Source organism: Phascolarctobacterium sp. (assembly GCF_045124115.1).
Taxonomy (GTDB): Bacteria; Bacillota; Negativicutes; order Acidaminococcales; family Acidaminococcaceae; genus Phascolarctobacterium_A.
In genome coordinates this window covers 1-15,010 of sequence record NZ_JBGVLF010000006.1, presented here as the reverse complement: position 1 = coordinate 15,010, position 15,010 = coordinate 1, and the positions used below count along the sequence as shown (strand labels likewise).

Genomic DNA, 15,010 nt, shown 5'->3' with positions numbered 1-15,010 from the left:
ACCAAGAAGACGATATCTTCTTTGCTACGGAGTGGGCAAACAACCTGCCTAGAAAGTGCTTGGGGTACAAGTCACCCAATGAGTATTTTGATGAATATCTAGACCGCATCTATGCAGCCTAGAGGATTGAAAAAAGTGTGCAACTTGCTATTGCAATTTAGATTTAGTTTTCTTTTTCCTCTATTCCATATATGCTATAATGTAGGTAAAGAACGTAGCAGTGTTTAGCCGCATTTATGCTAAACACTATGTTCTTAAAATCTAATATGTAGGAGCCAGCGTTGCCAGATTTCACAGGCAGCAGCTGGGTGGTTCATCCGCCGACACGCGATGATTAAAGCTTTCTCTAAAGCGCCACTGTAATATTTACCATATTTCTCACGGATGGTACTATTGCACTGTCTACACGTAATAGCATATCGCCAGTAGTATCATTCGAAATTTTAATGAAAGGATTGATGCTATTTGGCAAAGCAACCTAATGAAGAAAAAATCCAGTGGCATCCGCCATTCTGCAGTGCAGCGGAGCTAGAACTGCGCCACGACGCAGATATTTTGGAATTTATACAGGAACTTCCACTAAGCAAAAAGCCACTAAATATTGACTTGTTCATCATCAAGAAGACGGATAGCCGGACGCTTAAAAATGACATTGGCAAAATCTTCCGCAGGGATAATATTTGTGAATATAAAGGACCTGGAGACTACATCAGTATTGACGACTTTTATAAGGCAATAGCCTATGCGTGTTTATATAAAAGTCTAGGTGGTACCGTAGACGAACGCCCTGCATCACAGATTACTATTTCCCTAATTCAAGAGACGCATCCTAAGTTATTGTTCAAAATATTATCTGAAAATGGTGTTTCTATTAAATTAATTTATTCCGGTATCTACTATATCAACGGCAACATACCTTTCCCTATGCAAATGATTGTTACCAAGGAACTAGAAAAACTCAATCATAGTCCGCTTCGAGTCTTAACCAAAAATGCAGATAAGGAAGACATAAGACAACTTTTAAAGATAGCTAATGAATTAGTGACTCAACGTGATAAAAACAATTTTAAGTCAGTAGTAAACGCTAGCAGTTCTGCTAATATCACAACTTATGACGATATAAAGAAGGAGGATGAAACTATGGCTGGAATTATAGAAATGGCTGAACGTAAAGGAGAAGCTCGTGGCAAAACTTTGGGCAAAACAGAAGCCAACATTTCCACTGCTACAGATATGATTAAAGACGGCCTGCCTGCTAGTATGATTACCAAATATAGCAAGCTTTCCCTTGAAAAGCTTCAAGAACTTGCCAAAAGCCTAAACTGTACTCTTGTGATGTAGCTAATATTCCCCTCAAAATTGAACACATCAAAAAACACGTAGACGCCGAATCGGTATCTACGTGTTTTTGTATTCTCGTAAAAATTAACGAACTTCTCTATTCAATTACTATGCTTACAGGGCAGTGGTCGCTGCCAAAGACATCATTGTGGATTTCTGCAGCCTGCACGCGCTGCGCCAAGCGTTGGCTGACTACAAAGTAGTCAATACGCCAACCTGCGTTCTTTTCCCTTGCCTTGAACATATAGCTCCACCAGCTGTATTTAACTTCATCGGGGTGCAATGCACGGAAAGTATCCACAAAACCTGCAGCCTTCAACTCGCGGAACTTAGCACGTTCTTCATCCGTAAAGCCTGCGTTCATACGATTAGTCTTGGGATTCTTCAAATCAATTTCTTCCGCTGCCACGTTCAAATCGCCGCATACCACCACAGGCTTCACAGCATCCAAACGCTGCAAATATGCACGGAAGACATCTTCCCACGCCATACGGTAGTCCAGACGCGCCAAACCACGTTGAGAGTTAGGCGTATACACCGTAACAAGGTAGAAATCAAGATACTCCGCCGTAATCACACGGCCTTCCTTATCATGTTCTTCCAAACCCAAGCCATAGGTAACGATGATAGGCTCTGCCTTGGTAAAAATCGCTGTACCGCTGTAGCCTTTCTTCTCCGCACTGTTCCAAAACTCATGGTACCCGGGGAAATCGAAAGTCGCCTGCTCCCGCTGCATTTTGGTTTCCTGCAGGCAGATTACATCAGGATCAGCCGCTGCTAAAAAATCAGCAAAGCCCTTATTCATGCAGGCACGCAGGCCATTAACGTTCCAAGAGAATAGTTTCATCATCCACCTCGCTTATTCTGCAGCAGTAACGATGGTTTCGTAAACCCAACGAGCAGTATTGTACAAATCCTCTTCCTTCAGATATTCTTCCGTAGTATGCACGTTGCTCATACCTGTAGCCAAAAGACCGCAAGGCAGACCGTAACCGCACAGATAGTTACCATCGCTGCAACCACCGGTAGTTTTCAGTTCTACCTTGAAGCCCAGTTTTTCCGCACTCTTCTTTGCCAATTCGATGCAGGGATGGTCCTTGCTCAGTTCCACTGCCGGACAGCCTTCCACTACTTCAAACTCTACTTGACCGCCACCAGCTTCCACAGTTTCTTTAATCAGCGCCATAGTAGAATCCTTCAATGCTTCCAAGCGCGGAACATTCAAAGAACGCATATCAATAACAAATTTAGCCTCCGGGCAAACAATGTTAGTGCCAATGCCAGCGTTAAACAGGCCAATATTCATGGTAGTTTCCGCATCTACACGACCATAAACAGGAATCTTTGCCAACGCAGCGGAAGCCAGCATAATAGCGTTGATGCCTTCTTCCGGAGCAATGCCTGCATGGGCGCTCTTACCTTTGACGGTAACGTAGATATCGTACAGTTTGGGAGCAGCATAGGTAATTTCACCGGGAGTACCGCCAATATCCATGCAATAACCATAATCAGCCTTAATCCAGCTTTTATCAAGATTTACAACGCCTAAGCAGCCGATTTCTTCGCTGATAGTAAACAGCAATTGTACATCGCCATGAGGTACGCCGCTTTCCTTTAAAGCACGTACTGCTTCCAGCATACTTGCTACGCCAACCTTGTCATCTCCACCCAAAGTGGTGGTACCATCGCTGTAAAGTACACCGTCTTTGCGCACAACCTTGGTACCGGTAGTGGGCGCTACGCTGTCCATGTGCGCTTCAAAAAGCAGTTTGGGAGCATTGGGTACGTTGCCTTCTACATAAGCCCACACATTGCCACAGTTGCCGCCTGTTTTTTCGTTGGCAGTATCCATGTGGGGCTCTAAACCCAGTTCACGCAGTTTCGCCATAATCAGCTCTGCTTCTTCCTTTTCGCCTTTGCTGGGACAAGGAATGCTTACCAGTTCAATAAATTCGTTCAAAAGTCTTTCTTCATTTATCATCGTAAAATCCTCATTCGCAATTTCTTTACTTAAAAATTCTCCTCCCGCCCTCCTCTTGCGAGGAAGAACAAGGAGGAGAATATTATTATGCTCTCAGTTCAGCCTTGTATGCTTCAGCAACTTCAGCAATAACACGTTTCATGCTTTCGTCTACTTCTGCATCAGTCAAGGTACGGTCTGCAGCCTGATAGGTCAGGTTGAAGGCCATGGATTTGCAGCCTGCAGCAACTTGTTTGCCGGTGTAGATATCGAATACGCGTACCTTGCGCAGCAACTCGCCTGCATGAGCACGGATTACTTCTTCAATCTCTGCATTGCTTACTTCCGCAGGAACTACAACCGCAATATCACGGCTCATAGCAGGATACTTGGGCAGATGCTCGTACTTGGGTACTGCTACCGCAGTTGCAACCAAAGGCTCCACTGCCATTTCCAATACGTAGGTTGCTTGATCCAGCTCAAAGTTTTCTTGAGCAACAGGATGCACTTCACCGAAGGAGCCGATTACTTCGCCATTGACAACGATATCGCAGCTCTTGCCGGGATGCAGATAGGGCGCAGCACTGCGAACCAAGCTATATTCCTTCACTTGCATTGCAGCCAGCAAACCTTCCACAATACCCTTCATATCGTAGAAGTCAAAGCTTTCCTTGCTTGCGCACCAGTTCAATTCTTCACGAGGACCGCTGAGTACTGCAGTCAGCATGGGCTTTTCTTCCGGGTCTGCAGCCAAAGGCAATGCTTTGGGCAGGAACACACGGCCAACTTCGAACAGAGCAACACGGTCGTTGTGGTTGCGCAGGTTGAAGGAAGCAGTTTGCAAGGCGCTAGGAATCATGGTAGTGCGCATTACGGAGAAAGCATCAGTAATGGGGTTCAACAGCTCGATACATTGACGACGGCTGTCCTCAGCAGGCAGCAGCATCTTGTCATAAGCATTAGCCTTAATGAAGCTATAGGTCATCATCTCGTTCAGACCTGCAGCAACCATGTAGTCCTGTACAGCGTCCTTTACATCATCCAATACGGATTGGTGACCTTGAGTAATGGTCAGTTCCGGTTGATGGCTTTCGATATAGTCATAACCATGCATACGGGCGATTTCTTCGCTAATATCAGCATCGCATTCAATGTCACGGCGCCAGCTGGGAGCAGTTACTACCAACTCTTCCCCATCTTCTGCAACACCAAAGCCCAGCTTGGTCAGAATTTCGATAATTTCTTCACGACCGATTACAAAACCGATACGGCCGTTAATCTTCGCAGGAGTGGTGCGGATGACTGCAGGCTTAACTTCTTCCGGATATGCTTCTACAATACCGGAGAAGGTTTCGCAAGCACCCATTTCCTCCAGCAGATGAGCAGCACGGTTCAGAGCGTTGTGGGTCAGAATGGTGTCAACGCCACGTTCAAAACGACCGCTGGCTTCACTGCGCAGTCCCAGAGCACGACTGGTACGGCGGATGCTGGGGCCATGGAAGGAAGCTGCTTCCAAAATAACGTTAACAGTTTCGTCAGTAACTTCGGTCAGCAGACCGCCCATTACACCGCCCAAACCGGCAGCTTTTTCGGCATCGCCAATGGTAATCATGGAGGGATTCAGAATGCGTTCCTTGTCGTCCAAGGTAATGAGCTTTTCGCCCTCTGCTGCACGGCGTACAATCAAAGTACGACCTGCAACCTTATCAGCATCATAAGCATGCATGGGTTGACCCAGTTCTAGCATTACATAGTTGGTTACGTCAACTACATTGCTAATGGGACGTACACCGCAGGCACGCAGACGGCGCTGCATCCATTCGGGAGAAGGAGCAATTTTAATGTCCTTCAATACACGGGTGGAGAAACGGCTGCACAGTTCAGGAGCATCAATCTTAATATTTACATAATCAGCAGCATTACCGCCTGCAGCTTCCTTGACTTCTAAGGAAGGCATTTTCAGGGGACAACCGGTAATAGCGCTGATTTCACGAGCCAAGCCGATAATGCTGAAGCAGTCAGCACGGTTGGAGGTCAGGTCTATATCGATAACAGTATCGTTTAAGCCAACAACGTCTTTAATATCTACGCCAATAGGGGTATCGGGAGGCAGAATAAAGATGCCATTACGTTGTTCGGGCAGCAGTACCTTGCTGTCAATGCCCAGTTCGTCTGCGGAGCACAGCATGCCAAAGGAATCCAGTCCGCGCATTTTGGCTTTCTTTAATTTCAGACCTTCCGGATTGCGACCGCTGGGAGGCAGCACTGCGCCTACGGTAGCAACAGGAACCATATCATATTGGTGTACGTTTTGCGCACCTGTCAGAATTTGTACCGGGTCACCACCTTGGCCGTAGTCCATCATGCAAACCCACAGGTGGTCGCTGTTGGGATGACGGCTGATTTCCATAACCTTGCCGGTAACAACACCGCTCAAACCTTGGCCTAATTTTTCTACACCATCTACTTCCAAGCCAACGCGAGTAATCTTGTCGCACAGCTCTTCGGTAGAAATGTTAATATCTACATATTGTTTTAACCATTCTAAAGATGCTAACATTTTCTTCCTCCTTATTTGAACTGACTGATGAAGCGTTGGTCATTTTCAAAGAACAAACGCAGGTCGTCGATACCATATTTCAGCATAGCGATACGTTCTACGCCCAAACCGAATGCGAAACCGGTCATCTTATCCGGGTCATAGCCGCTCATACGCAGTACGTTGGGATGCACAACACCTGCACCCAAAATTTCCAGCCAACCGCTGTCTTTGCAAACATGGCAGCCGCCTTCACCATGGCAGATGGGGCAGGATACGTCAACTTCAACGGAAGGTTCAGTAAAGGGGAAGTAGGAAGGACGCAGACGTACTTTAACATCCTCGCCAAACATTTGCTTACAGAAAAGTTCCAAAGTACCTTTTAAGTCCGCAAGGCTGATGTTTTTATCAACAACAAGACCTTCTACTTGGTGGAACATGGGAGAATGGGTTGCATCATAGTCGCAACGATATACAGTACCCGGGCAGATCATGCGGATGGGAGTGTTAGGCTCCATGCTTTCCAGGGTACGAGCCTGCACACCACTGGTTTGGGTACGCAGCAGATAGTTTTCAGTAATATAGAAAGAATCCTGCATATCCAGTGCCGGATGATCGGGGGGCAGGTTCAGTGCAGTAAAGTTGTGGTATACGTCTTCAATTTCCGGACCATCGCACACATCAAAGCCCATGCGCATAAAGATTTTCTTAATTTCGCGCAGTGTCAAAGTTACAGGATGCAGGTGGCCAGCTTTAGGCGCACGACCGGGCAGAGTGATGTCCACCTTTTCGTTAGCCAGCTTATCAGACAAAGCTTTCTTTTCCAAAACAACGGTTTTAGCGTTGATTTCTTCTTCTAAAATACCTTTAATTTCGTTAACTATTTGGCCGATTACCGGACGTTCTTCCGCAGGCAGTTTGCCCATGCCACGCAGGATTTCGGTCATAGGGCCCTTTTTGCCCAAATATTTTACTCTTGCATTTTTCAGCGCGTCCAAGGAGTCCGCTGCTGCCAGCTCAGCCAAAGCCTGCTCTTTTAATGCTGTTAATTGTTCACGCATTGTCGCTTCCATATTTGCCTCCTAATATTTAAATTGGGTAATAATTGAATATAAAAAAGCCCCTGCAAATAATCACAGGGGCGAAAATTTTCGCGGTACCACCCATATTTATACCTTCATTAGCAGCCTTAACGCGGCCTCACGTCCACCCTACCCAGCCACAGCCTTCAAGCGGAACACTCCCAAGGGAACTTCGGACCATGCCTACGTGCGCAGCTTCCAGCCTCGGCCACGCTCTCTGAAACCTTAACATCATCCTACTTTACTTGCTCATCGTGCAATCAGGGGTATATTCAATTAGATGTAATTATAGCACAAATTGTGTCTGGCGTAAACAGTAAAATAACGCCTACGCCATAAAGTGCACCACTAAATACACGATGCCTGCTGCTACCGCGCCCATGGCGCGTACTTGCAGCTTGCGCGCGTCCACCCTCTCGGGATTGGCCGCTGCCAATTTATTGATACCGCCCAATAATAGCCAAGCACCACCAATGACCAACGCCAAAGCAAGATAATCCCAGCTATCTGCCTTTGCTAAAAAATTCATGCGTTACTTCGCTCCCCTCATTTTTGTGTACACAGATAATTATACGGGCAATAAGCGCAGCCTGCAACATCTTTTTGCGCTTGCTTGCAGGGGAAGTCCTGCTCATCCCTATGCTGTGCCATTTCTTCGCACAATGCATAAGCAGCTTGGAGATAATCCCTGTCCGTAGGCAGTGCTACCGCCGTAAGGTCCTGCAGAAAATGTAGTTTAGCAGAAGTGACATCAATCCCCCACAATTGGCGGCAGGCTTCCTTGTAGATAGCTAACTGGTAATAGTAACCATCTATGTTCTTCCCTGCTGTAGGCGGACGGCCGGTCTTGTAATCCACCAGCTGCCACTGCCCGCCTGCATCTTGCGCCAAGCAGTCAATAACGCCGTTGATTAAAAGTCCGTACTTACCTGGCAGTACAAAGGCGCGCTCCCTCTGCTTTTCTACAGGTAGCTGCTTATACAAATCGCTGGCTAAGTAGTTAAGATACATAGCCTTAGCCGGATCAGTATTGCCGCCTTGGGCGTACTCTTCCACGGCAGCTGCAAAGGCAGCCTCCGCTTTCGCTGTATCGACAACGCTCACATCAGCAGGACGGTAGAGTTCCAACGCGCGGTGGACAACGTTGCCCACTACTACAGCAGGCAGGCGTCCGTCCGTAGGCTCCTGCACCGCATCAGAGGCAGGTTCTTCTTCCCAGCCTGGGATATTGGCAACCTGCCAGTAAAAATACTGCCGCGGACAGTGGAGGTAGGTCTGCAATGCCGTCGCGCTGAAAGTGCGGCGGCCGTTGGCCGCGAAAGCGGAAAGCGGAGCAAGAAAGGATTCGTCACAGGAAAGCGCTACCTGTACCTGTTGCTGCTTTTCAGCCTCCACATCTTCTCCTGTATATTCCACAATCTTGACCGTAGGACTGTCCTTTAAAATTTCGGACAACTGCTGCAGCCAACTCATTTCCGCTAAAGCCTTGCTACCTTTACTGCTGCCCATAATGCCGCTCATAAAGAGCATATCCTTAGGTCTGGTCATAGCCACATAAAGCTGACGCTTTCGTTCTTCCTGCTCCCAAACTTTGTCAAGAGCTTTCATGTCTTTCAAAACGCCCGTAGCTTCCAAAGTACCGTCCGGCAGGGGCACTTTAATGCCCAAGCCCTGCTCAGAAAGATATTTTACTTCCGCTGTATCGCTGGGCATCCTGCCGCCTAAAAAGGGGAGAAAAACCGTACCAAAATCCAGACCTTTAGCCTTATGAATGGTCATAATTTGGACTGCATCATCATCATCCACATTAGCAGCTGTTTCCCGCGCCTCTGCAGCACGCACTCTCCGTACATAGTCAAGCCAATCCGCCAAAGTACCCTGTTTAGCGACACAGTGGCTTTGTGCCAACTGACGCAGTTTTTCAGCGTTTGCTAGCTTGTTTACACCATGCTCCTGCATGCTAAGAACAGTATCTACCCGCAGACATTGCCAAACTTCTACCAAGAGTTCTGGAACAGCTACCAGGGAAGCACAATTACGCAAGTGCGCTAAATTTTTTTGAGCTCGCTCTAACAGCACGCCCTGCTCCCCATACTCTGCCACACTAGCCTTCTGCAAAGCATCCCAAAGGCAGCCCTGCCCGCTAAGGAAAAGCTTAGTAATAGTTTCGTCATCTAAACCAAAATATGGCGAACGCAGGACGCCTGCCAATTCAATACTGCGATAGCGGTTGTGCAGGACAATAAAGAGATTTAATAAGTCCAATACTTCTTGGCGCCCATAAAAACCTTTGCCATCCACAATTTGATAAGGAATACCATTATTTTCTAAAGCTGCAGCCACATCTTCCACGTGGGTCATAGCTCGCAGCAGAACGCCCATCTTATTGAAGGCTACAGGTTCCACTGCCTGTCCTCCGGGAGTTTGCCCCCCGTGCAAAGCCAGCATCGCTTTGGCCACTGCGTCTGCTTCCTTTTCTGTCGCCGTTACCGGTTCCTCTTTGTCGTAAGGAACCAAGAGCAGTTCCGGCAGCGTCTCTCCTTCGTGGAAATAATTCAACGCTTCAAAATTAACCTTATTAGGATCCTTGTCAATACTTTTAGTACCCATTAAAGGCTCAAAAACTGCGTTGACTGCATCTAGAATCTTATTTTTACTGCGGAAATTGAAGTTCATAGGCAAAAAACAACCTTCGCCTTCACTGCGCATAAAGCCATTTTGGTTGTCCTTGTCAAACAGACTGCTGACTTGGTTAAAGACCTTGACTTCGGCACCGCGGAAACGGTAAATAGATTGTTTGGGGTCGCCAACGATAAATAATTTATTTCCCTGCAGCACATCGCTTTTGTCGCCACAAAGCAGGAAAATCAGGCGACGTTGTCGATCATTGGTATCTTGAAATTCGTCTACCATGATATATTTGAAGCGTTCATGGTACTTGGCTCTTACATTGTCGTGCTGTTCAAGCAAAGCCAAAGCCATGGTTTCCAAATCATCATAGGTGAGCAAATTCAAGGCTTTCTTTTGCTCCGCAATTTCTTTGCCCAGCTCCTGCAGCACCTGTTGCCATGCAGGCAGATACTCCAATGCTATCTTATCGTAAACAGCTAATTCTATATCCGTGCGCAGGCTGCGGATATTTTTGATAGGCTCGGCAATTTTACCGCGCGCCTGCACCCCACCGATGGCTGCATCCATAGGTGCAAAACAAGGTGTATCGCTATGGACAGCATCGCAAATGGCATCTATGTTTTCTGCTAGATTTGTAAGTTTGTCCAAAGTAGCGCCCTTTTTAGCATATACGGAGCGATTTTCTGCTAAATCACGTAAAGTAATGCACAGCTCTTCCTTCTGCTCCTGCACATTTTGCACTCTATTGATATAGGCTTGGGAAAAATCTTCAATGGCCAATAAATCCTGCAGATTAGGCAATAGACTCTGCAATTGGTTGGTAATGCTGTAATAGCCATAAGCCTGTACCAATTTCATTACAGAAGCATCCTGATCCTCTAGTTTTTTGCGCAAGTATTTGTTTAAGCAGTCCTCTAAAAATTCTTCGCCTTCAAAATCTTCCGCTACGGTAAAAGCAGGGTCTAAATCTGCTTCAACAGGGTTCTCGCGCAAAATACGGCTGCACAAACCATGAATGGTATTGATAAACGCCTTATCCAGTGCTTGCAGCTGGTTACGCCAAAACTGTCTACTATCATCATCCGCAGCATGGAGAACTTCCTTCTGCATATATTCACGAATACGGGTTTTCATCTCCCCTGCAGCCTTACGGGTGAATGTAATAGCAATAATGTCATCGGCGTTAGTCGCACCTTGATCATGCTGCAGAATGTATATAAAACGTGTACCTAAAACTTTGGTTTTACCACTGCCTGCACCTGCAGAAACAGCTACATTTTTGTCTATTGTAATCCTTATTTCCCGCTGCTGCTTAGTTTCTTCGTCCAGATACGGAGGATTTGCTGCCCGCCGTTCTTCCTCCGGCACTAAAGCTTCTTTATTCATTTGCTCCGTCTCCTTCCTCTTTGACTTTAGGTAAAACATTGTAGCGACAAATATCTTTTAAAGCACAGTAGGCATCGCATTTTTGCGGCTCCACAGCAAACTTACCTTGATAAATACCTTCTATATAGTCACGCAGCATCTTCTCCCACGCCAGCTTGCACGCATCCCAATCTTTTTCCTCCTTACAGGGAATACCGGGATTATTGACATCGCTTAAAACAAAGCTGCTTTTACGCGCGCTATCCTTGAGGACAAAATAAGTACCGCCTACAGGCAGCTGTGGTTTTGCCATTTGGGCAGCTGCAAGCATATAAACAGGAAGCTGCAAATCCAGATGCTGCTCCATGGCGCTTTTGTCCGGAGCAGCGGAAGCACTGCGCTTGTAGTCTGTTACAAAAACGTGCTGCCCGTCGCTGTCCACTCTGTCAATGCGTCCATTTAATGTAACCCTGCTACCATCAGTAAGCTTTAAAGGTAAAGGCTTGCCGTTTTTGGAGCTAAAGTCCCACTCCACTGCCATAGGCGTATAGCCCTGCCACTCCCCTTGATCTTCATATTCAAATGCTAACCAACGTTGCAATAGTTGTAAAAGACGTGGCCCTTCCACCTGCCAAATAGCCAAGTTTTGCACGCCCTTTTCCTCTAAAGCAGCACTGGCTGCTGCAAAATCTTGGGACAATTCATCCTGCAACGTAGCCAAGGGATATTTAGTCAGCTTTTCCTGTAAATGTCTACCTATAAATGTTGCGAGAACATTATGCAGCAAAGTACCTTCATCCCTAGGATCCATAACATCTTCCGCAGCTTGGAAAGCACTTTGCTTCCACACCTTTTCACCCAAATAGCGGAAGGGACATTGGGCATAAACTTCTAGACCTGTAGCATTAAAACCACTGCCAACAAATTTGCGGACGTCCTGCTGCAAAGCATCATCCTCTAAAATGCCGCTTAATTTCTCGTTCTGTAGTCTGTCTTTATCTGCCATAGCGGCTGCCAGCGTTGCGTGTCCGCAGCTTTGCTCTAACCACGCCACATCGCCCAACTTGGAGTTTTTGCTTGCTTCCGCAGGGGAAGCATCTTCCTTGGCAGGATTATTCTCTATTTCTCCATCCGCAAACAGTCTTTGCACCAAAGCGATGTAGGGACTCGCACCTGCCTCGTCGTCTTTGAAGAAGGTAAGCACCAATTGTTTCCGTGCTGCCGCTACGGTGGCGCCAAAGAAATAGGCATCTTCCGCATAGGACTGCGCCGTGCTAGGCAGGTCAAGCGTTAAGGGTCCTTGCTCCTTCAACTCCTTGCGTTCGCGGTCGCTATAAATCCAGTTCTCATTATTCGCCTTAGGAAACTCCCCTTCGCGCACGCCCAAAAGAAAGACATAAGCAAACTGCAACCCTGCTACACTGGTAACTTCTGCTACGGTGACGCCGTCCTGCCTACCATGCTGCAAAGTTAGCTCCGCCTGAGCCACTGCGTCCCGCAGCAGCTCCTGCCATTGGCTCAAGGTTACGGACAAATCCTCTTTGCCGCAACGACGGTAGTCCTCCACTAGTGCCTTTATACAATCCAACAACGACTGCTTAGCTTTTATGGCACCTGCTACTGCGGTCAAAGGCAGCCTGCCCTCTTTATACAAGGCGCCTAAATGCTTTTCTAACTGCAATTGTTCTACAAAATCCTGCAACTGCTGTCCATAGACGCTCAGGACAGCGCTCCACGGCAAGTTTTCTATAAATTGGTCGCAACGGGCCAACAAATCGTCCTCCATGAGCTCGTGAACCTTTTCTTGGGCGTTGCTGCGTGTTTTGAAGAAGTATTCTTGACGTAACGCGTCTGCCTGCTCTCCATCTGCTGCAAACAGCAACTTGCCCAGTTCGCAGGTTAACAATTTAAAATATGCTTCTGCTCCATCGTGAGTATCTGCCTTGGCTTGCAAAAGCAGCAGCGCCAACTCCGTCACCGGCTGTACGGATAGCTTACCTGTCTTGGGCAAGGACAGAGGAATACCATATTCATCCGCTGTAGCATGAATGCCATTATACATGTTTAAATCGCGGACGGAAACAAGAATATCCTTACTGCTTACACCTTGGCGTAGCAAATCCTTTACCTGGGTCAGTACCCAGCGAACTTCCTTTTCCCTACTACTAAAGCTGTAGAGCTGCACTGCCTCCGTAGCAGCCACACGCTGGCAGTCACGCCCCAAATCAAGCTGCATTTTGGCGCAGGGGAATGCATTGGCATCTACTTTAGGTTTAGTTTCTTCCACAAATCCATGCAAAAGCAAATCATTATACGTATCGCGGGCTGCTGCAAAAAGCTTGGCACGCTCATCCACTGCTTCCTTTTCGTAGCACAAGCCCACGGTCAAAGCTACACGTTTGCCCAATGCCGTAATAAATTCTTTCTGCAGTCCGTCAAAGCTGTAGAAATCACAAAAATAAATCTTTTGCCAAGGAATCTGCACCTTATCTTTCTGCAGCACCTTGATAGCCAAACGGTACTTACCTTCCAAGTCGAACCAATTCTTGGTCTGCAAATAACTTCTATAAAATTGGTAAAGCAAATTGACTTCTTTATCTTTTTCTCCGGCCTGACCATCCCTGCCCCAAGTATTAAAGATGGCGTTGATTTCCTCTTGATTGGCGCCACTGCGGGAAAGTTGGCCTACTAAAGAGGTCATGGCTTTGATAAAGCCTTCTTTATCGCTAAGAGCAGCAAAGTAGGGCAACGCACCTTGCTCCACCAAAGTTGCCAACAAATCTTCTACGATTAGTTCCTGGCTACGGCGGTTGATTTGGTTAAAACTTACATAGCCATTCTTATTTAAAATCTTGGATGCTAAAGAATCGATACCGATGCATTCTACACCGTTGCGCACTGCTTCTTCCTGCAGCAAGCGGTTTGGCAGTACAATAACGCCCCGCCCCTGCTCCATAGCCTTTAATTCTTTATAAAATTCACTGCGGGCGCTTTGCCCCAAAGGTGTGCATATAAGCCTTAAACTACTCATAGCCATCATCCTTCCTATCCCTAATCTAGTACATATTTAAACGTTTGTTTTGTTTATATTTTACTCTTTCTTCTGCCAAATTGCAACCACCTTCTGCACCACAGAAGTCACCACAATTTCACGAATTTTCTTACGCTGCTCACTTTACAAAAAGCAAATTATTTTATAATATAATCATAGATACTAATGCAAAAATATCTATGCATAAGAATGGAGGGATACCATGTTTAAGAAAACAGCGTTAATCTTAAGTGCCTGCCTGGTGCTTACTGCAACTGCCTTCGCAGAAGTCACCCCCAAAGTTGTCAAAAAAGGCAACCTCGACCTAACCTACCCTGTCTTCAGCTTTGAAAACAAAGCTGCTGAGAAAAAAGCAACCAAATATGTCCAAGACTACATTGATAAAGAAGTTAAAGCATATCAAAGACGCAATCCTATAAATATTAGTGCTGACTACAAAGTAATAAAAGAACGTGAATGGTATATTTCTTTAGAAGTAACAACATATGAATACACCGGTGGCGCTCATGGTATGTATTACACCGCAGGTCTCAATTTTGATAAAATGACAGGCGAACTAATGCAGTATTCAGATTTTAATGCGCCCAAGCTTACCAAAGAAGAACTATATAACGGAATAAAAAAACGGAACCTACATGGTTTTCTGCAACGACCGTAAAACACCATCCTCCGCGCCCTTCCTGCCAAGTCTTGATAAATTTAGATTCACTAAAAACTTCATTGTTGACCCAGAAGGCGGCGGTGTATACTTAATGTACCAACCCTACGAGCTGGACTGCTATGCTGCAGGTGTAACCTATGTCGGTCTGATCTATTACGGTTGATGTAAAAAATCTAAATAACCTTATATGAGCACCAAAGCTCCGAGATTTTTCGTCCCGGAGCTTTTGACATATTACTAACTAAAACTTCCCACACCTAAAAATAGGTTAGAACCTTGAAAACTCAATATTTCAGCCAATAAAAAAGGCATAAACCGTATCCCTTTGGTATAATTAAAGCGCTAACAAAATCAAAGCAAAGGGGATTTATGCCATGTC

Annotated in this window: 10 protein-coding genes; 3 read left to right on the top strand and 7 right to left on the bottom strand. The window is 46.3% G+C overall.

Annotation, left to right across the window (positions count from 1 at the left end):
* Positions 1 to 465 precede the first annotated feature (465 nt).
* Complete coding sequence (locus tag ACJMM4_RS00935; protein WP_405382609.1) at positions 466 to 1,341, top strand: hypothetical protein; 876 nt, start codon at positions 466 to 468, stop codon at positions 1,339 to 1,341.
* Positions 1,342 to 1,438: 97 nt separating this feature from the next.
* Here ACJMM4_RS00935 and ACJMM4_RS00930 read toward each other — a convergent pair whose 3' ends face one another.
* The 7 genes from ACJMM4_RS00930 to ACJMM4_RS00900 all read right to left on the bottom strand — a co-directional run bounded on the left by ACJMM4_RS00930 (position 1,439) and on the right by ACJMM4_RS00900 (position 13,949).
* On the bottom strand, positions 1,439 to 2,191 hold the full coding sequence (locus ACJMM4_RS00930; RefSeq protein WP_405382607.1) for an exodeoxyribonuclease III: 753 nt from the start codon (positions 2,189 to 2,191) through the stop codon (positions 1,439 to 1,441).
* Positions 2,192 to 2,200: 9 nt separating this feature from the next.
* Positions 2,201 to 3,322: a M20/M25/M40 family metallo-hydrolase gene (locus tag ACJMM4_RS00925; RefSeq protein WP_405382605.1), complete on the bottom strand. Its 1,122-nt coding sequence runs from the start codon at positions 3,320 to 3,322 to the stop codon at positions 2,201 to 2,203.
* A gap of 85 nt (positions 3,323 to 3,407) precedes the next feature.
* Positions 3,408 to 5,861, bottom strand: a complete 2,454-nt coding sequence (gene pheT, locus ACJMM4_RS00920) for a phenylalanine--tRNA ligase subunit beta (RefSeq protein WP_405382603.1) — start codon at positions 5,859 to 5,861, stop codon at positions 3,408 to 3,410.
* Between the two features lie 11 nt (positions 5,862 to 5,872).
* On the bottom strand, positions 5,873 to 6,901 hold the full coding sequence (gene pheS / locus ACJMM4_RS00915) for a phenylalanine--tRNA ligase subunit alpha (RefSeq protein ID WP_405381567.1): 1,029 nt from the start codon (positions 6,899 to 6,901) through the stop codon (positions 5,873 to 5,875).
* A gap of 349 nt (positions 6,902 to 7,250) precedes the next feature.
* Complete coding sequence (locus tag ACJMM4_RS00910; RefSeq protein WP_405381543.1) at positions 7,251 to 7,451, bottom strand: hypothetical protein; 201 nt, start codon at positions 7,449 to 7,451, stop codon at positions 7,251 to 7,253.
* Between the two features lie 17 nt (positions 7,452 to 7,468).
* A complete protein-coding gene (locus ACJMM4_RS00905) occupies positions 7,469 to 10,939 on the bottom strand; it encodes a UvrD-helicase domain-containing protein (RefSeq protein WP_405382601.1) in 3,471 nt (1,156 codons plus the stop codon).
* Positions 10,932 to 13,949, bottom strand: coding sequence for a PD-(D/E)XK nuclease family protein (locus tag ACJMM4_RS00900; protein ID WP_405382599.1), 3,018 nt, complete (start codon positions 13,947 to 13,949; stop codon positions 10,932 to 10,934). The genes ACJMM4_RS00905 and ACJMM4_RS00900 overlap by 8 nt, the downstream gene beginning before the upstream one ends.
* A gap of 223 nt (positions 13,950 to 14,172) precedes the next feature.
* On the opposite strand from ACJMM4_RS00900, the gene ACJMM4_RS00895 reads away from it, so the two are divergent.
* Positions 14,173 to 14,628, top strand: coding sequence for a DUF4163 domain-containing protein (locus ACJMM4_RS00895; protein WP_405382597.1), 456 nt, complete (start codon positions 14,173 to 14,175; stop codon positions 14,626 to 14,628).
* Positions 14,606 to 14,794, top strand: coding sequence for a DUF3298 domain-containing protein (locus ACJMM4_RS00890; RefSeq protein WP_405382595.1), 189 nt, complete (start codon positions 14,606 to 14,608; stop codon positions 14,792 to 14,794). The genes ACJMM4_RS00895 and ACJMM4_RS00890 overlap by 23 nt, the downstream gene beginning before the upstream one ends.
* The last annotated feature ends 216 nt before the right edge of the window (positions 14,795 to 15,010 follow it).